An 18,708-nucleotide genomic window follows, 5' to 3' on the forward strand; every position below is an offset into this window, starting at 1 on the left:
GGCCACGAATCTATATGTGGATCTTAATTTTTGATACTTTATAATTAGATTGGATATCTGTATGGTATCTCTTTTTTAATTAGCCTGGAGTGTTTTAGTTTCTCATTGATACTTCATTTCCTATTGATGCTTGTAATCCAAGCCCCACACCTGGTTCTGAAGTAATTATCATTAGAGTTTCACATTCTAGGCATAATATAGATGGAGTATAATCTGTATTTTCCTGAGTTGGCCCCGTAGATGCTAACACTGCATCTTCTACAATATTTTGACTATTGCAAATCATGCAGGTAGGGGGTTTTTGAGAAATATGTTTTATTTTTTTAATATAATAATGAACCATATTGTAAATCACTTCTTCTAATTCTTAAATTAATTGATTTTGCCTGTCTGATTGTTGATACTTGAATCTATTGCATACTCATAAAATAAAGTTAAATCCTATATTTCTTATTGACAATTCCGAAAATTGAACTAGCTGATGATCTATCTATCTGTAGAATTTTAAATGGAATGTGGCAAGTGTCTGGTGGGCATGGACAGATTGAACCAAAAGCTGCAATTTCTGATATGCTTGAATATCACAAGAATGGATTCACTACTTGGGATTTGGCTGATATTTACGGACCTGCTGAATCCTTTATTGGTGAATTTAGAAAACAATTACCTCCAAAAGACTTGCAACAATCACAGGCATTGACTAAATTTGTTCCAAATCCTGGACCTATGAGCAAGTCAATTGTAGAATATCATGTTGATCAATCATTAAAAAAAATGAACACTGAAACAATTGACTTGATCCAGTTTCATTGGTGGGATTACAATAACCCTAGTTATCTTGACGCTCTTAGTAATCTCACTAAGTTACAGCAAGAGGGAAAGATCAAACATCTTGGTCTTACAAATTTCGATACAGAACGAATCAAGATAATGACTGACCGCGGTTTTAAACTAATTTCAAATCAAGTGCAATATTCTATTTTAGATCAAAGACCAGAAAAATTAATGACACCATTTTGTCAAAAACATGATATTTCTATTCTTGCATATGGCACCCTGCTTGGTGGATTTTTATCTGAAAAATACCTGAATTATCCAGAACCTCGCAGAGTAGATTTGAATACCTCAAGCCTACAAAAATATCACAACATGATTGATGCGTGGGGTGGATGGAGTTTATTTCAAGAGTTATTGCAAATTTTATCTAAAATAGCAAAAAAATATGATTCAAGTATTGCAAATATCTCTACAAAATTTATTTTGGATAAACCTATAGTTGCAGGTGTAATAATTGGCTCAAGACTTGGCCTCTCTGAGCATAGGCAAGACAATGCGCAAGTTTTTGATATTGTTCTTGAGAATGAAGATCTAGCCATGATACGCTCAGTGACTAGTAAATCCAATGATCTTTTTAGTTTGATAGGTGACTGTGGCGATGAATATCGCTAAAAAACGGTAAAAATAAGATAGTAATCAAAACCAATCAGTTATCCACTGACAACTGAGCATCAATACACTTTTTGACATACCATTGATGTTTGGTATTATTTGATTACTACCTGTAGTAGTAATGTAATAATGAGTTAAAAACAGTATTGTGGAAATTCTTTACATTTGTTTATTTTTGAACTAGATTTTATATGAAATTAAAATTTAATCTGATTTTTTTCCAAATTGATAATTTTCTATAATGTTTTGAACATTATCTAAAATTATTTTTTAATTTCATTATTTTTCATGCCCGATGTTTTCATAAGCTTGATTTGATCTAAAATTGCAAATTGTACTCTTCCTTGAATCTGATCTATCAAGCCAAATCCTTCTTTTGGAAATTCTGTTATGAAAAATTCTGATTCGTCTTTGTTCATTTTATGTTACTCTGAAAATATCTTGAAATATTTATTTGATGTCTTCATATCTTTAATAATATTTTATTCGTTCCAAATTGGTTGTTTTTTTAACCATGAAATCAAATCTCTGTAAAGACGACTCTTTTGTACATTTAATACATTAATCTCCATGTTAGTTGATAGTTTTGCTGTTTTGGTATAGTTATCATATTTTGCAAATATGACTTTGTCAAGATACGTTTGTCCTTGAATCTCTTTTTTTGCTAATTCTTCTGATTCTGTCATTGCAAAACACGCAAAGAGAACCCCATCAACCCAATATGCACTACCTGACTCAAGTGATGCCATCATGCTAAGGAGATCATCTAGACTCAATTTTATCAAATCTCTAACAAAGATGGTTTTGTATGGTTCATGAATGAAATCTGTCATTTTCTATCTTCTCTTAATTGGGTTTATTTTAAGCCTAGTTTAGGATGTTTTTTCCTTATTTATGATAAATTATGAAATTTTTCTATGGTGTCAATTAACTTGTCCTTAAAATCCAATGGGATTTTGATAAACTCTGAAATATCTCCTGTTTCCTCCGATCCTATGATTACGATTTGGTCTATTTCTATTCCGGTTCTTTCTTTCCACATCAAAGAATACGCAGTTGCTTGCATGAAATATTTTTGAACTTTATCATAATGTTCAACTAATCTACTTCTACTAGTTTTAAAATCAATAATTGATAGATTCCCATTATACTCTGCAATACAATCACATGTACCTGCAATTTTGAGTTCATCGCTATACAATGGAAGTTCAATTCCACGAATATTGTTCATTTTATGTAAATATGGTTTTAATTTTTCAAAATGATTTTTTGGGATATCAAGAAAATCTCCAACTGACTCTTTATTTTTTAGAGTCCTCACATAATTTGTGAGTCATGATGCCATGAATTTGGGCATCTTTCATTATCTGATCTGCTATATCATTTCCTATCTTTTCTCTCCATTGATCAAGACCTGCTGTATCTGATGTTTTTGATAGCACCGTTGTGATCGATGGATATAACAATCCTTGTGGTGTTTTGTAATATCTGACTCCGTCTATTTCTGTTTGACATGCTTGGAGCATCGATGTCATGACGTGTGTATATTGCAATATTTTTTTTGTAATGAAGTAATAATAAAATTATGCGGTTTGATGTTATCTTGATATTTAATTAATTTTCAAAACTTTTTTCAATCTCTTGAGCGAGTAATTCTAATCTTGTTGTATCCCCTAATTTTCTATAAGTTAGCTTTTCTAATGTTTTGATTATGCTAATTGCTGCTCTGTATTGTGGAATTTCAGGCTGATTTAATTCTCCATACATTCCCATTCCTTGAATGCCATTTTGTTTAGCAAATCCTAAGATCAATCCATTGAATCCTGTAATTATTGACTTTTGGGGTGTTGTTAAAACGCCTAATCCTTGCATTTGTTTAGTCAGCTCAATTGACGTTGAAGTTACAAATGTTTTTGGGTTTTTATCTAGTATCCTATTTGTGTGAAATCCTCCAAGTGTGTAAATGAATTTGGCAGAATATTTTTTTGAAATATCAATTACATCTTGGCACAAAGCATACAATTCGGGTGTGTCTTGCGGTTGACCAGTACCTCCGCCAAAGATAATTAATCCATCTGCATATCTGTATTCCCAACTTTCATTTGGTAAATTTATGTGCCCTCCTTCATCTACCACATATGTTGGATATGGCGTTTTTGCAATTCTGAATTTTTTTGTTTTTAAACTATTGTTGATGAAATTAACCACAATACTTCCAACATTTCCCATATCTTGCATTGCAGCAATAACTATTGGTTTTTCAATCTGCGGCTCTTCAATTTGAGAAAACTCCATCATTTTTTCTAGAATTTACTTACTTAAAACTTAAGATTTGTATATTATATAAAAAATTCAAGTAATGTGAATCATGTATGATTATTGGCAAAGTTGGAAAGGATGAAAAGAAAATCAAATTTGAACTTGATCTAAAATGCTCAAAATGTGATAAAAAAGTACCTGGAGGAATGAAGACTGGAGAAAATTATTTTGATACAGATGAATTTAAAATTGAGATTGCAAATTTTAAGAAAAATTATCTATGTGGTGTTTGTAGGGATAAAATGCGATAATAAAAAATTTTTTTAGTTTTTTAATTAATGTTATCTTATTTTTATTCCCATACTACGTGTACTAATTCTTTGAGATTTCTTCGTGGCTTTGGGAATTTGTCTTGTTTAGGATATCCGATGCATAATACTGACGATGGAATCAATTTTGTATTGATGACATTCATTACTTTTTGTTCATCAAACATTCCGATCCATATGGAACTCAATCCTAATGCTTGAGCTGCAAGCTGTGAATATGCAGCCGCTAATGTTGCATCCTGTATTGCAAATTTTTTGAGAATTTCTTCAGGAAAATCAAATTTAACTCGCGAAGGATTTTTACAAAAAACCAGAATTAGAGGTGCATTTACGTATGGTTGATTATTACATGCTTCAACTAATTGTTGTTTTTTTACTGGACTTTTAACATAAAAAATTTCAAATCCTTGAAAATTTCCCGCAGTAGGCGCTGTGTCTGCAGCAGCTATTATCTTATCAATTTTTACAGTCTCTACAATTTTATCACTAAACTTTCTAGTTGAACGTCTTTTTGACATCACTGTGAACAAATCTGTATTGATAAATTCAGTTGGTGACGTTTTTAGAATTTCAAAGAGTAATTGATTTCTAACATTGCCATCGTTTTGGCTTTTTATGGTCGGTTCATATCCTGCTGGGTATATTTTTTCAGGATTTTCTTTTGAATTCATGAATTGTATATGAAAAATATCTTATTAAGTAATTCTTAAAATTTTTCTAATTATCCTGAATTTTATTTGGGTATCTGATGTATGGGGGAACCACAACTGTTGCATTTTTTACTTTCAATGTACTTTTGAATAGTTTCTTCACCCCATAACAAGGCATTTCCTTTGTGACCTTTTTCACATTTTATCTTAAATAATGTACTAGACATTGTTAGTTTACTATTTAATTCTAAACTTAAGGATATTGTTTTTGGACAATGTGTTTTATTGACTAGGTCTAGCATTACCTGCATCACTTGATTCGTCTTTCTTCTGAAACACTCTGTATTCTCCAATAATGCTACTGCATTGTTGACATGTATATTGGCCTCTTTCTACTAGAATTAAATTATCAGAAACTTGCTCACTGGTATTTTCTTCTAGATGTATCTTTGGTGGATTGTCAAATTCTTTTTCACAGTTTTTACAATAATGTTTTGACATTTTTTGTTCTTCCAGTTTACCTATTGGCGCTAAAAATAACTTTCCAACTCCTAAATCTGCTTTTTTGGCTTGTTCTTCAGTCAGTTCAGCTATGACATATCCTCCTGATCCTCGTAGCTTATGTTCTGTCATCAATAAACTATTTTTTTTGGTCTTAAAATACTATGTTTTTGAAAATTGTTATGGTTTGATTCTTGCTCTTCTTATTTGATATAATAATGAACAACTTAAACCTAAAATGAATAATCCAATTCCAAACATACTCAAAAAAATTATGTTTGTAGTATTGTCTTGAGGATTCAACAATATTGTGGCACCAAATAATGTTAAAGTTAAACCTATAATTAATGATAAAATACTTGGACGCCTAAATTCAGTTATTTTCAATTGATATCTCCTAGATTCGTTTTAATTTATTCCTAGTCATGATGTTAAAATTTGAAACTTGGTTAGATTAACTTAGACACATATCATCAGATTGATTTTTTGTTAAGTCTAACCAAGTATCCACAGAATCATCTACAATGGCTACAAAGTATTATCGTGAGGAATCTATGTATTTTTTTTAGATTATAATGGATTGGTCATTCTATAATACAAATTTTAATTAGTTATAATGTCAAATATGGTTTTTTAACTGAGTATTTTTACATCTAATTTGTTTCATTTTGATTGTATTTGTCTGCCATTTTTTCATAGAAAAATTCTTGTCTTTTCAAATCCTTTTCTGAAATAATTCTATATTTTCTCATAGGTACAAGTCTTGATATTTGTTCATATGTGTTCATATCTCTAACATCTGCAGCATGTGCAATTTGCAACAAAGGTGATTTTTCTTCAATCATTGGTTTTACTTGCTCATATCCTCCACTTTGCGGCATTCCTGTACGGTATAATCCGATATTCTTTTTACTCTTTGAAATTTGTGGATCTTGAAAACAACAAATAGAATATTCTCCATTCTCTCTTTCTATGATTGTTAATCTGGTAAATTTATCGCTCCAATCTTCAATCTCTTTAGAGACTTCTAAAGCTTCTTTTTTATCTTCAAAAACCATTGATACAACTAAGCGGTCTTTTTCATATGCCCACGATATACCATAAAAATTTCTATGCCACTCTATATCTAAAGACATTATTATTTTGTGAGTAATTATCAAATTAACACTTTCGAATTGCATATTTGATGATCTTAAACAATTATTTAAAAAATATTCAATCCGATTTAACTAAACATTTAAACTACAAATTTTTAGATATAAAAAATATTAGCAGAATTTATCGCATTCACATTTTCTGCTAGTAAACATATTTTTCAGATAGTCTAGTTTTGAATGAGACAATGAAGGTTTTTTGCCAACAATTTTGAATAATGTAATCCCAGTGGCAGAACTAGTTCCTTTTAATGCCCATGACCCATTTTTCATCAGATATGGTTTTGGATTTTTCATGGTCACTTTTTACGTATTTTCATATCGTATGCCTCTATTGTTGTCATGACTAAATAATTCAAAATTTGTATTACTATACCTAAGTAAATTTTTTCACATAAATAAGCTCAAAAATAGTTTTTTTACAAAAATTGGAGCCTAATTATTTTTTTGATGATATGTTTCTTGAATTTGATTATTGAACATTAGTTTTAATTTTTAGTTTGAACTAAACAAATGTTCAAAATTACTTGATGCCTGGTTTTATACCACCTGCATTGTATGATATTGACGCCTTCGTTTAGTGGTCTAGGCATGCTATAAACGATTACTACTCCAAGACGTCAACTTAAAATTTCATCTAAATGATCCTTTAATGCTTTTTTAATCTCATTTTTTTTTAATTCTACTTTTGCATTGCCAATCTTTAGGCTATCGGCATCATCAACTGATGATAATCTATGTGATAGGAAATCTGATAATAATTCTAAATTAAAATCATTATTTTTTTTAAGATTTATTTTCAAATATTTTTCTTGTATTCCGCCTTTTTTTGTTAATCCTCCTGATGGAAAAATTCGAATGTCTTCATTAACTTTATTTTCATTTTGTTTTTTGCCAAAAATTATATTGTCAATATCATTACCTTTATGAAAATGTAAAATCGTAATCATAAATTCCATGATTTATAATATTTTATCTATGATAAAGACGCTTGCACTATTGTTTTTTCTTTAAAAGTGCCTCTTCTGGAGTTTTATCTTGATTGATTTTCCAATGCCATTCGTGTTGTTTTTTCCAATGCTCGTCTAATTGTTGAGATGATGGTTCTTTTCCTAACGGCGTTCCGCAGATCTTGCATTGTATCATAGTTTTTTGTATATCTATAGAAAATTAAGGTTTGTTATGTATTGCTCTGTTTTTGGTTTTTCTTGCGAAGTAAAACTAGGAAAAAAATAAATTCTCTTAAAATATTTTTTTGATTGTGTGATAACGTTAATTCTAGTTTTTTAGATAATTCTAAAGTTATTTGATATATTTGTCCTAGATGGCTTCCTAGTATGAATGCGTCTAGTGATTTATCTGGAATTTCTTTAATGTTATTTTTATATAGATTAGTTGCATTAGTGTTTATCCAGTTTGTTTTAAAAATTAAATCCAACATCAATCTAATCAATTTTTCATCTAACTTTCCTTCAATTGAATACAGAATTTTATCAAACTCTATTTTGTCTTGTTTGTTTAGTTTTGCCATAACTTTAACGAATCTGTTTCTGTTTTCTTTTTTGATTTGATAATTGGGTGACACTGGGCTGGAAGGTTATCCTCAATTTCCATAATCTGCCTTAAATTGTATAAAAATTAAAAGTTATCTTGAATAATTTTTAAAAAATCATGCTTAATTTATCTTAGATGTCTTTGTTCTTTTTTGGTTTTTGTTTCTTTTGAATTCTTGTGATTTCTGTTTTTTCCTTTGTTGTTCTAAATTCATTATTAGATATGTTTTTCCTGCCTCACATAGTTTCATTTCGCCGGTGAATTCATCATGAACTGATTCTAATGAACCATCTATCAAAAGCCCTCCAACTATTTCCCATGCTTTCTCAATGGGTATTTCAAATTTGTAAGAAAGTGTCGACACTTTGGTATAATACCCATTTTTTGAGTTACGTAAAACAAAATCTCTAATTTTATCCTCATCTGTTTGGGTTTTTGGTCGAGACGTTCTATCTCCAAATCTTTTAAATGGCCTTTTATTTTCTGGCAATACTTTTTTTATAATTTGCTGCTATTTTAGGACTTGGAACTACATATCTAAAGACTTTTTGAATACAACAAGTATTACTTTTCATGAGTGATAAGGCAAGAAGAATTGAAGAATTAAGAATGAAAACTGGTCGAAGTAAACGTTGTCTTGATTGTAAACAAAATCGATGTATCCCTGATAGTTGTCAATGTAGTTGTCACTGTAAAAGCTAACTGGCATCAAAGACCTTGTTTGTCAGACCTGAATGATGAGCTTCACTGCTCTAGTCTGAGAAAGGTTGTGAGTATTGTTTATTCCCCAATCTAGCCAATCAGCATTATTGTTATTTTCTCATCCCTAAAGAATTTTTACATTTATGTTCTATACGTAATTTAAATTTAGAATGATTTTGAATCCATTTTTTTTGATTCCATCATTACTATCTTATGGCATTTACAAAAACAATTGGCATGAATCATATCATGTGTATTTCTATATTCGCACTCTTTAGTATGTTCCATAGTATATTTTGATTTTTACCAACTTAAAGTTTAATGAAATATGGTTGTTTGACTCAATCATTTGGAGGTGATTGAATCTGGATCATTATTTCCTGGAAGGTATTTTTCACCTAGTTTCTCCTTCATTTTTAGATCGAATTCTTCTTGTAATCTTGTCAAGTACATTTCTGCTTCAGTTTCATCATCTGGAATTCCAGTGTTTACATCATAATTGAATCCAGTTGCTAGATGATAAAATTCTTCAAAGAATTCTTTACAATCTATAACGTCTGTCTGTGAATCAACTGAAACAACTAAGTAGTTATTTTCTTCTCTGAATTTTAAACAAATTTCTTCATCAATCATTGTATCTACTAATACCGCCATGATATATGGTATTAATGACATGTCTATTTTTTTTGATTATTTTTAGAACTAGTTATCCATAACTCGTATCCGTCTGCAAGATACTCAAAAGTATTCACTACCGTTTCTCTGATGTCGCTATTTAGATGAGCTAATTTTGATTTCCATGATATCTCGTCTTTATTCCCAGGTTCCGTATACACCATGTCAAATTTTATATCTTCATTAATCTGGTCAAATTCCCATACTTGCTTGTTTGTTAACATGGGAGAATATTTCTCGATGAGTATCTCTGTTAACTGATCCAATATTTTGAATTTAATGAACCGCTGTTTATGCTTATCTTCAAAATATAATGACTTTTTTATTTTTGATTACTTTTTTTAAATTTATTAAAATTAAAAATCTGTATTTTATTTAATCATGAATATTTGATTTAAAAAATGCTAATGTACATTCTGCAAGTTCCTTATGAGTATGTTTTTTGATCGAATGTTTACAATTTGGGCATATCCCATGATCTTCTTCAGTAAAATCATCACCAATCTGTTTCATACAACACTCCATTAATTCTGCCGTTGAATGTGATTCCATGGATAGTTTACATGTAGGGCATTCAGTCATTTCTTAGACCTCTGTTTAAAATAATGCTCATAATTTAAAAAAATCTATTGTCTTAATTATACCTAGTTTTATGTTTGATTACCTTATCATTTTTTCAAATTTGGAAATTAATCTACTATTAAAATCACTTTATTACAAGTTATATTGTGATTTTAATAATATGTTGTAGGTTTAATATTGTGAATAAAATTGATAATCTTCTCTTGGAATGTAGTTCTTGTAATGTTAAAGTAATTTTTGATTTGATAGATGGTGTTGAATGTGATTGGGGTTCCCATGCAATAATACAATGCCAAAATTGTGAAGAACTATTTTCAATTGATAGCCAATGTCCGGCATTTTCTAGTGTGATTGCACTTCTTAAATTAAACCCAGATCTATTAAATTCAGTTGAAAAATCTAATTATTTATCAAAATCACACCCATGTTAGTTGATTTCTTTTTAAAAATAACTATATGATTTAAAATGAATCCTAATTTTTATTATTTTTTAAATAATTCTAACTCTTCCAAAATTTTGCCCATTGAATGTTTCCATCTTCTCATGGATTCTATATCATGTGGTCTATTTTTTTCAAATTCTTCTTTTTGTTTTATTAACTCTTGATATCTTTTATCATCTAATTTTTTGTTTTGCATATGTTTTCTGCTATGTCCTGTGTATTTCTTTATTATTTAATATTGGTTAATAACGTGCGTAAGTGTCTGAAATTTTCAATTATTGTTGTAATATGACCAATTAATCTGTAGAAAGTTTTACTTATTCCACTGACATGATTTTTTTTAGTGAAGATACTACTCATTGCCCTGTTATTTGTAATTTCGTTAGGTTATCTATGGTATGCAAATCTGTTCCCTTTTGATAATCAAAAATCTGAGTTACAACAAACATCCGAAAATATTAAAGAATTATCAAAATTTATGCCTAAAAATGAGCAAAAAACGATATCTTATTCTGTTCAGCCCGTTCCAAATTTACCTGATGAGAAAATTCCATTAAATGCATTACATAAGGCACTTGAAACCTTGGAATCATTAAATCCTCATTTGAATTTTGTAGAATCTGATAAACCTGATTTTATTATCCGATGGCAAGTATATGCATCTGAAACTCATTCAGGTTTAGCTACTTGTAATTCAATGTTATTTGGAATTTTAAATCATTGTGTATTGGATATTTCTGTTGGTGATGAAGATTGTAGTGGGAAATATGTTCAAAATGATGAAAATATGGTTTCCAATATAATAATGCATGAAATAGGTCATGTTTTAGGTTTAGAACATACTCCAGATAAAAACAGTTTAATGTATTCAGATGAATCCCCTTCTGCTGATTTTGATTCTATGGGATTTATCGTCCCAAAAAAATTTGAAGAACTCTATGTTGGTCAAAAATTACTACTTGAACAAGATAAACAACTCAGAATTCAAATTAAATCACTTTCAGATAGTATATCTCGTAAACATTTACAATATGATGAATATTATAAACATTATACATATTATGAAAATAAAACATTATCTGCAGAAGAATTTGAAAAAGCCCAAATTGCTTTAAAAAAATTAAATTCTGAAGCAGAGCAAATCAATTTACTTATAGACCAGCAACATAAATTAATCAATCAAAGTAATTCTATTTTAGATGTATTAGATTGTCATCCTAATTTTGACGTCAAAAATTAATTTTACTTAAATTTTTAATTATAATTATCTTGTAATGTCATATAATAAAATAAATCCTACAGCTAATGATATGACTGCTACTCCCATTGAAATAATTAATCTTAAATTCATAAACTGATTTTACCTTGTCTGAAATTAATAGTTTAAGGGAAAGCAAGCAAATTTGATGTCTTTATTGCTTCAGTCCCTTTGGGGGATGTATTCAAGCCATCAAATATGCAAACAGCCTTGCTTCCAATATTTTTTATGTTTTAATTATGAAAAAACTGTTAAAATGAAACATGTTTTTTTAATTGATCAAAATGGTTAGAAAAAATGATCCTTCCTAAATTTGTTAATTGTGGCTAAATACCGCATATTTTAGTACAAATTGTTTTTCAAATTAAACACACTATTTCTTTTAATCTATTTTGATGTGATAATATTGAGTCATCATGTTTGACGGCATTCCTACGTTTGCCTAATCGACCATTCCCTAGAATTCATAGCCGTCAAACATATTCTTAATTTGATAAATTATAATTTAACCCGTTTATTTGCTTAATTTTATAGAAAATATTCAAAAATCAATAATTTTATCCCTATATAATACTAGGAATTTTAATGAATCAAAATAATACTATTGCATGGTCTAAAGATTATTTTTTACAATTATCCGATTTTAAAGCGGATTCTAATCCGGCGGCATTTGAAGATTCCCATAGTACCATCAAATACTCTTACATTTGGACTGTAAATTCTGAAGGTTTTGGTGATGAAATTAAATTTTTTATCGAAAATATTGTTTTGACTACTGAATTTTATCCAATGTTATCTTGGATAAGACAATCCCAAGAAACAACATTGCTTTTAAAACATGAACAAGGACATTTTGATCTTGCTGAATTACTTAAACCTAAAATAACCCGACATCTTGAAGATGCTTTCTTGTGGAAAAAATTCTCTACACGTGGCCAAAATCAAGAACAACAAAAACAGCATGCACGTGAAAATTCAGGTTTAATGATAGCAAATGAAATTGAAAAATGGGAGAAATATCTTTTTGATGAACATCAAGAATATGATGCACAAACAAATTATGGACAAATACTTGAAAAACAACAAAAATTTGATGATATGTTTAAAAAATTACGAATGTAATTTTTCTAATAATTTTTATAATCTTGTGTATTGTAATCTGATGATCTTATTCTTGTTTGATAATTTTGTTTTCAGGAATTGAACTGATATAATTGACAAGACTGCGATAATATTTTAGATGGAAATCTAAATCTCTGATTTCAGTCTGTTTTAGTTCTTCTAATTCTGGGCCGAAATCTCTCTTATCTGATTGTATGTGATTTAATGTATTTTCATTTATTTCAATCATGTGAAACAAACTGTGTAGTACTTCCCCTTTTGTTAGTGTTTTATCGCATGATCTTTTTAAAAGTGATTCAACCCATTCCATACTCTTTTATTTTAAAATCCATATTTCTATTCCTGAATGGATAAATTCTTACTATTACTCTAATTTTATTTAGTAATTGATTGTTTAAACCAAAAAATGAGGCTAGTCCTTTTTTTCCTTCTTTTTCCTATCCATTATTTCTTGATTTCGTTCAATATCTGAATGAATTTCAACATGATCATACAATGCTTCTTTGGAATCAAAAATTTGTTCGCAATAATAACACTGATGCATTATATTTTTACGACGCTCTTAAATTAATTACTTTCTCTAATTTTATGCCTGAAGATATGCCAGACTACTGGATGATTCAGTAAAAATCATTAATGAGTTTCTAATGCAATCTCTGTATTGCAGGATGGTAATTTTCCTGACTGTTTTTTGAATTCTTCGATTAACTGAATTTGTCTTTCTTTTGGATTATTAGTGAATTCGCGTTGATATGATTGTGTTTTCTGTTTGCATTCATTTCCTTCAAATTCCGTTTCTACGTATTTTGTAAATGTCTCTTCTAAATTGCTACTTTCACCTATGTAGATCACATCTTTGTTTCTGTTATACAATACATACACGCCAGGAATTGCTTTGACAAATTTGGCGCTTTCTAACCAAACTCTCATTTTATCTTCTAATAATTCCATGATTTACTGTGATCTTACTAGATATTAAACTACATCACATGTATTTGATAATAATAGAACCTTCATGCTTTTAATATTAAAGAAAATCAGGTTTAATCCTGTCTCTTTTAGAAAAATTTCCAGATCAATTTTCTCCACGTGATATTCAAAAAAAGATAATTTTTGAAATTGAAGAGAAATTAAAATCAGGTTACAAGAAAATTATTTTATGTGCTCCTACTGGAGTAGGAAAATCTCTAGTTGGAGCTACAGTATCTAGATATTTTGATAGTTCATTTACAATTACAGCCTCAAAACACCTTCAAGATCAATACATCAAAGATATTCCATTTCTTAAACCTGTCAAAGGTAAACAAAATTTTGCTTGTTTGAAAATGATGGAATCTGAAAAAGTAGATAATACTAGACGAGCTATGCGATGGGGATTGACATGTGACAAAGGACAATGTCAGGAAAAAATAATCAAAAACGGAAAAGATATAGTTGAAGTATGTAAATTCAAACCAACAATCAAACAGATTGATGAACACACACAAAATACTGAATCATGTCACTATTATCTTCAAAAGTACGACGCTCTTGTCTCAAAACACTCTCTCTGGAACTACCATGCTTTTTTTCAAATTATGAAATTTAACAAAAAACTATTTGAAGACTATCTTAATAGGAAAGTTTCGATATTTGATGAGGCCCATAAAATTGAAGATCAAATAATGCAGTTTATTGGATTTGATATTTTTAATGGCCAAATTGACGAATGTAATTTAAATTCTGGAAAATATGATTTTTCCGATTTAGATTCTATGATTCAACTAATCGATGATATTACGTATTCTTATGCCAAAAAAATTAAAGACATTAAGGAAAGTGATTCCTTTCAAAGAGAACCTGATTATGAGTCTATAACAAGATTAGAGCGACGATATGATAGAGCCGCACAAGCTAAAATTGATATTCTTACTGGAAAAGATAATTTTGTTGTAAATGATCCTGTTAGAGATTTGAATGGAAATTTTAGATCAATTTCTGTGAAACCAATCGATGTATCTTCATTTGCGAATTCTTTTTTCACCACAGAATATCAAATATTCATGTCTGCCACAATTGATCGATTTAGCTTTTGTGAAAATATGGGATTAACCCAAGATGAAGTTGCATTCATTGATACTCCCGAATCCCCATTTCCTCTTAATAATCGACGAATTGATCTTTTAAACATTAAACGATTAAGCTATGGTTCTACTGAATCTGATGAACTTGAGGTGATAAAAGCAATTGATAGAATAATGGATGAGCATTCTAATGAAAGAGGCTTGATCCTAACTTCTTCTGTTCCTCGATGTCAAAAAATCCTTAGATATCTTTCTCCAAAAAATACTAGAAGAATTAGAATCTGTCATAGTTATAATCAAGATGGAAAAACTCAAGATGAAATTATTTCAGAACATGCATCTGATCCTACCGGCGTCCTACTTTCGTCTTCATTATGGGAAGGAGTCGACCTCAAAGATGATTTATCACGATTTCAAATCATTGCCAAAGTTCCATATCCAAACTATAAAGAAAAAAGAACAAAAGCAAAAATGGACAAATTTCCATTATGGTATACATCACAAACTCTGACTAAATTATTACAAGGATTTGGTCGTTCAATTAGAAGTGAAAATGATTGGGCAAAAACATACGTACTGGATACCGCAGTTAATAACGTATTATTCAAAGCTCAAAAAATGATCCCACGTGCATATTATGATGTTTTAGGCATAGAAAATCAATAATCTAATAATTCTTACAATGATTAAAAATTAAATTATCTAATATTATCTCCCACGTCGACTAAATGAGTACTGTATTTTTGAACTAGTTGTAGAGGCGGTCTTGGCTTTTTTCTCATTTTTCTTCTTTTTTTGTTCTGTCTGTTCTATTTGAATTTTGAATATTCTATCTAATGTTGGATTTTCTACATCATTCGTATAGATGATGTTCAAAGGTGATATTTTTTTTGTTTTTTCTTTACTCTTTTTTGATTTCTTAGCGGTATCCTGGTTTTTTTGGGTCCATTTGATATTGTTTATGTCAACAGATGATGATTTAGCAATTGTATAGTCTCCAAATGAACCCATGTCTCTTTTATGTTTAATACAAAGATAAGCGTATTGATGAAATCTTAGCCTTTAATTTGGATCTTGTTAATTTCTTGCTTAATTTTTTCAATATTTTTATTCCAAATTTTGATCATTTTATCCTGATTTGCAATCTCTTTATCTGAGCCTATTTCTTTGAGTTGCTCCTTTTTGGAAATATGGGATTTGAGCAAATTTTCTGCTTGTACTAGTTTCTTTTGTTGATATTCTAGAATTTTTTTTGTAAGCAACCCCCATATTTTTATAAATTATAGTTCTGTCTTAAGTATTTTGAAAGGATTAGAAACATGTGGCAAATACCTTGATTTTAATTATCTTTAGTAGACAACAGTAATTCAATAATTGTAACGTAATTTTCTTTTCCTGTTATCTCTGAAATTAATCTCAGATCAGTGATCTATAAACCTTGTGAGCGATTCATTCTTTTGTTTCTATTCAAAAAAATTCTAGGGATTTTTTTGTTAAATTATTACAAATCATAATTTTGCACTGGTAATTGCACCTTGTGCAGCAGAGCCAACTAATGTTGCATATTTAGCTAGTGCTCCTGTTGTGTAGTTTGGTTTTGGTGGACTCCATTGTTTTCTTCTTTTTTCTAGCTCATCTGTCGATACATGAAGATCAAGTATGTTAGTTTCAGTATCAATTGTTATCTCATCGTCATTTTTTACTAGAGCAATAGGTCCTCCCACATATGCTTCTGGAGCAACATGTCCTACCATAAATCCACGAGTCCCTCCAGAAAACCTACCGTCTGTTACCATTGCGACTTTTTTTCCTAATCCTTGACCTACAAGTGCTGCAGTAGTTGCAAGCATCTCTCTCATTCCTGGTCCGCCTTTAGGACCCTCATATCTGATTACAACCACATGTCCTTCCTCAATTTCTCCTTTGGCTACTGCATCAAATGCATACTCTTCTCTGTCATATACCCGTGCTTTTCCTGTAAATCGTGTCATTTCAACTCCAGCTGTTTTAATCACTGCACCTTCTGGCGCCAAACTTCCTTTCAATATGACAGCTGTTCCTACTGAATGAATTGGGTTTTCAACTGATTTTACTATTTGTTGAACTGGTTCTGGAATGTTCATAGATGCAATATTTTCTTTAATTGATTTTCCAGTAACTGTGATACAATTGTCATGAATTAATTTTTTTTCTGCTAATTTTTTTAGGACAAATGGAATTCCTCCGATTTTATCCAATGAATTCATGACATAATTTCCACCAGGTTTCATATCTGCTAGATGTGGTGTCTTTTTTCTAACTCTTTCAAAGTCCTCATATGTTAATTTTATTCCTGCTTCGTTTGATAATGCCAATAAATGTAAAATTCCATTTGTAGAGCCACCTACTGCATTTAGCATTGTGATTGCATTTTCAAATGCCTCAAACGTAAGAATGTCTCGTGGTTTGATATTTTGTTCTAATAGTTTCACGCAAGCTTTCCCTGTGTCATACACTATCTTTTCTCTTCTATCATCTTCTGCTGGGGGACTTGCACTACCTGGCAAAGCAAGACCAATTGCTTCAGAAATTGATGCCATTGTATTTGCAGTAAACATTCCACCACAAGAGCCTGCATTTGGACATGCCGTATTTTCTATTGCTTTTAGCCCTTCTAAAGATAATTGCCCTGCATCATATGCTCCTACTGCTTCATACACATCAACTACAGTTAATTCTTGACCATTTAGCATTCCTGGCATAATGGTTCCACCATAAACAAAGATTGAAGGTAAATTTAATCTGGCCATTGCCATCATAGTTCCTGGTAAACTTTTATCACATCCTGCAATTCCTACAAATGCATCATACTGATGTGCGCGAATCATCAATTCAATTGAATCAGCAATTACTTCTCTTGAAACTAATGATGATTTCATTCCTTCATGTCCCATTGCGATTCCATCACTTACTGCAATGGTTGAAAATTCTCTAGGTGTTGCACCTCCATCACTGACTCCTTCTTTTGCTTTTAGAGCTAATCTTGGTAGATGGATATTACAAGGAGTCGCTTCATTTCCAGTATGACATACTCCAATAAACGGTTTGTTTAAATCATTATCCGTTAATCCCATTGCTTTGTACATTGCTCTGTGAGGAGATCTGGCAGTTCCTTCTACAACATTTCTACTAGAAATTTCCATAACATGACAAATGTAAATTGCTATAATTTAGACTTTATCGAAATTCTCATTGTTTACTTTCTAACATGCTTAAATTCATAATTAATACATAAAACTAGATTTGTGATTGATTTGTATTTGTAAAAAGGAGATAATTATTTCTGATGGACTAAAAATGGATGGAAAAATGTCACATATCTTGTACATAAGAATGGATGAAACAATGAAGGAAGAGCAAAGAGCTTGACAATATTAGATAAAAATACCCTGATTATCATACGATTTGACAATCACGGTAAACGTACTCATTGAAATTAGAAATAGATTCTAAATTTGTCTGAATTCTTAATCATGCTTCATGAGTAAATCTATGTCAAGTGTAACATAAAACGAAGACGAGGTTTGCTATAGGGTTAAGATTGTGATATTGGTGTAATTTTTTAATCTGACATTTGTTTAACTATTGGCGATCATATCATTTTTATCATGAAAGACCAATTCGAGACTATTTCGGATATGACTCATTTGCTAAAAATGACAAACCGTTTCCTCTTATCTGTAAAACATCAAACAACAGAGATGTCCAAATGAACATTTGTGAAGAGAGACATTCTCCACAGTATAAGATAATTTACAAGGGAGCAAAAGGGTGTCGTCATAATCATGCATGGTTGGTATGTCAATCATGTATGGAAAATAAGAAATGTTTTGGTGATCACGAGCAGATATTATCTGTTATTGAAATATGAGTTTCTTTATCTTCCAAATTCTTATTTTAAAACTACTCTCAAATAAATAATGTTTTT

The 18,708-nt window shown here is 30.1% G+C and carries 31 protein-coding genes; 6 read left to right on the forward strand and 25 right to left on the reverse strand.

Features of this window, described 5'->3' with window-relative positions:
* Nucleotides 1-94 precede the first annotated feature (94 nt).
* The gene (locus DSQ20_RS04165) at nt 95-343 is read right to left on the reverse strand and encodes a hypothetical protein (RefSeq protein ID WP_179366142.1); all 249 of its coding nucleotides are present in this window, start codon (nt 341-343) and stop codon (nt 95-97) included.
* A gap of 110 nt (nt 344-453) precedes the next feature.
* On the opposite strand from DSQ20_RS04165, the gene DSQ20_RS04170 reads away from it, so the two are divergent.
* Nucleotides 454-1,449, forward strand: coding sequence for an aldo/keto reductase (locus DSQ20_RS04170; protein ID WP_179366143.1), 996 nt, complete (start codon nt 454-456; stop codon nt 1,447-1,449).
* Between the two features lie 263 nt (nt 1,450-1,712).
* Here the strand turns inward: DSQ20_RS04170 and DSQ20_RS04175 are convergent, their stop codons facing one another.
* From DSQ20_RS04175 to DSQ20_RS04190, 5 genes are all read right to left on the reverse strand, one after another.
* Complete coding sequence (locus DSQ20_RS04175; protein ID WP_255458350.1) at nt 1,713-1,868, reverse strand: hypothetical protein; 156 nt, start codon at nt 1,866-1,868, stop codon at nt 1,713-1,715.
* Nucleotides 1,869-1,931: 63 nt separating this feature from the next.
* The gene (locus DSQ20_RS04180) at nt 1,932-2,282 is read right to left on the reverse strand and encodes a hypothetical protein (RefSeq protein WP_007550642.1); all 351 of its coding nucleotides are present in this window, start codon (nt 2,280-2,282) and stop codon (nt 1,932-1,934) included.
* 59 nt (nt 2,283-2,341) lie between these two features.
* Complete coding sequence (locus DSQ20_RS04185) at nt 2,342-2,770, reverse strand: PD-(D/E)XK nuclease family protein (protein ID WP_255458351.1); 429 nt, start codon at nt 2,768-2,770, stop codon at nt 2,342-2,344.
* Nucleotides 2,751-3,002, reverse strand: a complete 252-nt coding sequence (locus tag DSQ20_RS10645; RefSeq protein WP_255458352.1) for a hypothetical protein — start codon at nt 3,000-3,002, stop codon at nt 2,751-2,753. Before DSQ20_RS10645 ends, DSQ20_RS04185 begins: the two co-directional genes overlap by 20 nt.
* A gap of 61 nt (nt 3,003-3,063) precedes the next feature.
* On the reverse strand, nt 3,064-3,744 hold the full coding sequence (locus DSQ20_RS04190; RefSeq protein ID WP_179366144.1) for a PAC2 family protein: 681 nt from the start codon (nt 3,742-3,744) through the stop codon (nt 3,064-3,066).
* Nucleotides 3,745-3,821: 77 nt separating this feature from the next.
* Here DSQ20_RS04190 and DSQ20_RS04195 point away from each other — a divergent pair, with 77 nt between their 5' ends.
* Nucleotides 3,822-4,019 carry a hypothetical protein gene (locus tag DSQ20_RS04195; RefSeq protein ID WP_179366145.1) on the forward strand — a complete coding sequence of 66 codons (198 nt, stop codon included), beginning with the start codon at nt 3,822-3,824 and terminating at the stop codon, nt 4,017-4,019.
* Between the two features lie 41 nt (nt 4,020-4,060).
* Here DSQ20_RS04195 and DSQ20_RS04200 read toward each other — a convergent pair whose 3' ends face one another.
* The 12 genes from DSQ20_RS04200 to DSQ20_RS04250 form a co-directional block, all read right to left on the reverse strand.
* Complete coding sequence (locus tag DSQ20_RS04200) at nt 4,061-4,708, reverse strand: nitroreductase family protein (protein ID WP_179366146.1); 648 nt, start codon at nt 4,706-4,708, stop codon at nt 4,061-4,063.
* Nucleotides 4,709-4,969: 261 nt separating this feature from the next.
* The gene (locus DSQ20_RS04205) at nt 4,970-5,320 is read right to left on the reverse strand and encodes a hypothetical protein (protein WP_179366147.1); all 351 of its coding nucleotides are present in this window, start codon (nt 5,318-5,320) and stop codon (nt 4,970-4,972) included.
* A 48-nt stretch (nt 5,321-5,368) separates the two neighbouring features.
* Entirely contained in the window at nt 5,369-5,575 is a 207-nt protein-coding gene (locus DSQ20_RS04210; RefSeq protein ID WP_179366148.1) for a hypothetical protein, read from the reverse strand.
* A gap of 266 nt (nt 5,576-5,841) precedes the next feature.
* On the reverse strand, nt 5,842-6,324 hold the full coding sequence (locus DSQ20_RS04215; protein WP_048109741.1) for a hypothetical protein: 483 nt from the start codon (nt 6,322-6,324) through the stop codon (nt 5,842-5,844).
* Nucleotides 6,325-6,456: 132 nt separating this feature from the next.
* Nucleotides 6,457-6,639 carry a hypothetical protein gene (locus tag DSQ20_RS04220; RefSeq protein ID WP_255458353.1) on the reverse strand — a complete coding sequence of 61 codons (183 nt, stop codon included), beginning with the start codon at nt 6,637-6,639 and terminating at the stop codon, nt 6,457-6,459.
* A gap of 323 nt (nt 6,640-6,962) precedes the next feature.
* Nucleotides 6,963-7,301: a hypothetical protein gene (locus DSQ20_RS04225; RefSeq protein WP_179366149.1), complete on the reverse strand. Its 339-nt coding sequence runs from the start codon at nt 7,299-7,301 to the stop codon at nt 6,963-6,965.
* A gap of 37 nt (nt 7,302-7,338) precedes the next feature.
* Nucleotides 7,339-7,488 (reverse strand): hypothetical protein, encoded by a 150-nt coding sequence (locus tag DSQ20_RS04230; RefSeq protein WP_179366150.1) that lies wholly within the window; start codon nt 7,486-7,488, stop codon nt 7,339-7,341.
* Nucleotides 7,489-7,522: 34 nt separating this feature from the next.
* Complete coding sequence (locus DSQ20_RS04235) at nt 7,523-7,873, reverse strand: hypothetical protein (protein ID WP_179366151.1); 351 nt, start codon at nt 7,871-7,873, stop codon at nt 7,523-7,525.
* Between the two features lie 144 nt (nt 7,874-8,017).
* A complete protein-coding gene (locus DSQ20_RS04240) occupies nt 8,018-8,386 on the reverse strand; it encodes a hypothetical protein (protein ID WP_048109737.1) in 369 nt (122 codons plus the stop codon).
* Between the two features lie 557 nt (nt 8,387-8,943).
* Entirely contained in the window at nt 8,944-9,252 is a 309-nt protein-coding gene (locus DSQ20_RS10650) for a hypothetical protein (RefSeq protein ID WP_255458354.1), read from the reverse strand.
* A 23-nt stretch (nt 9,253-9,275) separates the two neighbouring features.
* Complete coding sequence (locus DSQ20_RS10655) at nt 9,276-9,539, reverse strand: hypothetical protein (protein ID WP_255458355.1); 264 nt, start codon at nt 9,537-9,539, stop codon at nt 9,276-9,278.
* 109 nt (nt 9,540-9,648) lie between these two features.
* On the reverse strand, nt 9,649-9,855 hold the full coding sequence (locus DSQ20_RS04250) for a hypothetical protein (protein WP_179366152.1): 207 nt from the start codon (nt 9,853-9,855) through the stop codon (nt 9,649-9,651).
* A gap of 179 nt (nt 9,856-10,034) precedes the next feature.
* Here DSQ20_RS04250 and DSQ20_RS04255 point away from each other — a divergent pair, with 179 nt between their 5' ends.
* Nucleotides 10,035-10,286 (forward strand): hypothetical protein, encoded by a 252-nt coding sequence (locus DSQ20_RS04255; RefSeq protein WP_255458356.1) that lies wholly within the window; start codon nt 10,035-10,037, stop codon nt 10,284-10,286.
* A gap of 52 nt (nt 10,287-10,338) precedes the next feature.
* Here DSQ20_RS04255 and DSQ20_RS04260 read toward each other — a convergent pair whose 3' ends face one another.
* Nucleotides 10,339-10,494, reverse strand: coding sequence for a hypothetical protein (locus DSQ20_RS04260; protein ID WP_179366153.1), 156 nt, complete (start codon nt 10,492-10,494; stop codon nt 10,339-10,341).
* A gap of 147 nt (nt 10,495-10,641) precedes the next feature.
* Between DSQ20_RS04260 and DSQ20_RS04265 the strand changes: the two genes are divergently transcribed.
* Both DSQ20_RS04265 and DSQ20_RS04270 read left to right on the forward strand, forming a co-directional pair.
* On the forward strand, nt 10,642-11,538 hold the full coding sequence (locus DSQ20_RS04265) for a matrixin family metalloprotease (RefSeq protein ID WP_255458357.1): 897 nt from the start codon (nt 10,642-10,644) through the stop codon (nt 11,536-11,538).
* Nucleotides 11,539-12,141: 603 nt separating this feature from the next.
* Nucleotides 12,142-12,678, forward strand: a complete 537-nt coding sequence (locus DSQ20_RS04270) for a hypothetical protein (RefSeq protein WP_179366154.1) — start codon at nt 12,142-12,144, stop codon at nt 12,676-12,678.
* A gap of 46 nt (nt 12,679-12,724) precedes the next feature.
* Here DSQ20_RS04270 and DSQ20_RS04275 read toward each other — a convergent pair whose 3' ends face one another.
* From DSQ20_RS04275 to DSQ20_RS04280, 3 genes are all read right to left on the reverse strand, one after another.
* Complete coding sequence (locus DSQ20_RS04275; RefSeq protein WP_048109723.1) at nt 12,725-12,988, reverse strand: hypothetical protein; 264 nt, start codon at nt 12,986-12,988, stop codon at nt 12,725-12,727.
* Nucleotides 12,989-13,090: 102 nt separating this feature from the next.
* The gene (locus DSQ20_RS10660) at nt 13,091-13,222 is read right to left on the reverse strand and encodes a hypothetical protein (protein WP_007550614.1); all 132 of its coding nucleotides are present in this window, start codon (nt 13,220-13,222) and stop codon (nt 13,091-13,093) included.
* Between the two features lie 89 nt (nt 13,223-13,311).
* Nucleotides 13,312-13,629, reverse strand: a complete 318-nt coding sequence (locus DSQ20_RS04280; RefSeq protein WP_179366155.1) for a GIY-YIG nuclease family protein — start codon at nt 13,627-13,629, stop codon at nt 13,312-13,314.
* Between the two features lie 95 nt (nt 13,630-13,724).
* On the opposite strand from DSQ20_RS04280, the gene DSQ20_RS04285 reads away from it, so the two are divergent.
* On the forward strand, nt 13,725-15,407 hold the full coding sequence (locus DSQ20_RS04285; protein WP_255458391.1) for a helicase C-terminal domain-containing protein: 1,683 nt from the start codon (nt 13,725-13,727) through the stop codon (nt 15,405-15,407).
* Nucleotides 15,408-15,449: 42 nt separating this feature from the next.
* Here the strand turns inward: DSQ20_RS04285 and DSQ20_RS04290 are convergent, their stop codons facing one another.
* From DSQ20_RS04290 to ilvD, 3 genes are all read right to left on the reverse strand, one after another.
* Entirely contained in the window at nt 15,450-15,752 is a 303-nt protein-coding gene (locus DSQ20_RS04290) for a hypothetical protein (RefSeq protein ID WP_179366156.1), read from the reverse strand.
* A gap of 44 nt (nt 15,753-15,796) precedes the next feature.
* Nucleotides 15,797-16,003, reverse strand: a complete 207-nt coding sequence (locus tag DSQ20_RS04295; RefSeq protein WP_255458358.1) for a hypothetical protein — start codon at nt 16,001-16,003, stop codon at nt 15,797-15,799.
* Nucleotides 16,004-16,249: 246 nt separating this feature from the next.
* Nucleotides 16,250-17,923 carry a dihydroxy-acid dehydratase gene (ilvD, locus tag DSQ20_RS04300; RefSeq protein WP_179366157.1) on the reverse strand — a complete coding sequence of 558 codons (1,674 nt, stop codon included), beginning with the start codon at nt 17,921-17,923 and terminating at the stop codon, nt 16,250-16,252.
* Nucleotides 17,924-18,708: the final 785 nt, after the last annotated feature.

The organism is Nitrosarchaeum sp. AC2 (assembly GCF_013407385.1).
GTDB classification, from domain to species: domain Archaea; phylum Thermoproteota; class Nitrososphaeria; order Nitrososphaerales; family Nitrosopumilaceae; genus Nitrosarchaeum; species Nitrosarchaeum koreense.

What these genes read in the sequence shown, in the direction of transcription:
- DSQ20_RS04165 (WP_179366142.1), bottom strand. Translation starts at nt 343, where the DNA reads ATGGTTCATTATTATATTAAAAAAATAAAACATATTTCTCAAAAACCC.
- DSQ20_RS04175 (WP_255458350.1), bottom strand. Translation starts at nt 1,868, where the DNA reads ATGAACAAAGACGAATCAGAATTTTTCATAACAGAATTTCCAAAAGAA.
- DSQ20_RS04180 (WP_007550642.1), bottom strand. Translation starts at nt 2,282, where the DNA reads ATGACAGATTTCATTCATGAACCATACAAAACCATCTTTGTTAGAGAT.
- DSQ20_RS04190 (WP_179366144.1), bottom strand. Translation starts at nt 3,744, where the DNA reads ATGGAGTTTTCTCAAATTGAAGAGCCGCAGATTGAAAAACCAATAGTT.
- DSQ20_RS04195 (WP_179366145.1), top strand. Translation starts at nt 3,822, where the DNA reads ATGATTATTGGCAAAGTTGGAAAGGATGAAAAGAAAATCAAATTTGAA.
- DSQ20_RS04200 (WP_179366146.1), bottom strand. Translation starts at nt 4,708, where the DNA reads ATGAATTCAAAAGAAAATCCTGAAAAAATATACCCAGCAGGATATGAA.
- DSQ20_RS04205 (WP_179366147.1), bottom strand. Translation starts at nt 5,320, where the DNA reads ATGACAGAACATAAGCTACGAGGATCAGGAGGATATGTCATAGCTGAA.
- DSQ20_RS04215 (WP_048109741.1), bottom strand. Translation starts at nt 6,324, where the DNA reads ATGTCTTTAGATATAGAGTGGCATAGAAATTTTTATGGTATATCGTGG.
- DSQ20_RS04220 (WP_255458353.1), bottom strand. Translation starts at nt 6,639, where the DNA reads ATGAAAAATCCAAAACCATATCTGATGAAAAATGGGTCATGGGCATTA.
- DSQ20_RS04225 (WP_179366149.1), bottom strand. Translation starts at nt 7,301, where the DNA reads ATGGAATTTATGATTACGATTTTACATTTTCATAAAGGTAATGATATT.
- DSQ20_RS04230 (WP_179366150.1), bottom strand. Translation starts at nt 7,488, where the DNA reads ATGATACAATGCAAGATCTGCGGAACGCCGTTAGGAAAAGAACCATCA.
- DSQ20_RS04235 (WP_179366151.1), bottom strand. Translation starts at nt 7,873, where the DNA reads ATGGCAAAACTAAACAAACAAGACAAAATAGAGTTTGATAAAATTCTG.
- DSQ20_RS10650 (WP_255458354.1), bottom strand. Translation starts at nt 9,252, where the DNA reads ATGGCGGTATTAGTAGATACAATGATTGATGAAGAAATTTGTTTAAAA.
- DSQ20_RS04250 (WP_179366152.1), bottom strand. Translation starts at nt 9,855, where the DNA reads ATGACTGAATGCCCTACATGTAAACTATCCATGGAATCACATTCAACG.
- DSQ20_RS04260 (WP_179366153.1), bottom strand. Translation starts at nt 10,494, where the DNA reads ATGCAAAACAAAAAATTAGATGATAAAAGATATCAAGAGTTAATAAAA.
- DSQ20_RS04270 (WP_179366154.1), top strand. Translation starts at nt 12,142, where the DNA reads ATGAATCAAAATAATACTATTGCATGGTCTAAAGATTATTTTTTACAA.
- DSQ20_RS04275 (WP_048109723.1), bottom strand. Translation starts at nt 12,988, where the DNA reads ATGGAATGGGTTGAATCACTTTTAAAAAGATCATGCGATAAAACACTA.
- DSQ20_RS10660 (WP_007550614.1), bottom strand. Translation starts at nt 13,222, where the DNA reads ATGCATCAGTGTTATTATTGCGAACAAATTTTTGATTCCAAAGAAGCA.
- DSQ20_RS04280 (WP_179366155.1), bottom strand. Translation starts at nt 13,629, where the DNA reads ATGGAATTATTAGAAGATAAAATGAGAGTTTGGTTAGAAAGCGCCAAA.
- DSQ20_RS04290 (WP_179366156.1), bottom strand. Translation starts at nt 15,752, where the DNA reads ATGGGTTCATTTGGAGACTATACAATTGCTAAATCATCATCTGTTGAC.
- ilvD (WP_179366157.1), bottom strand. Translation starts at nt 17,923, where the DNA reads ATGGAAATTTCTAGTAGAAATGTTGTAGAAGGAACTGCCAGATCTCCT.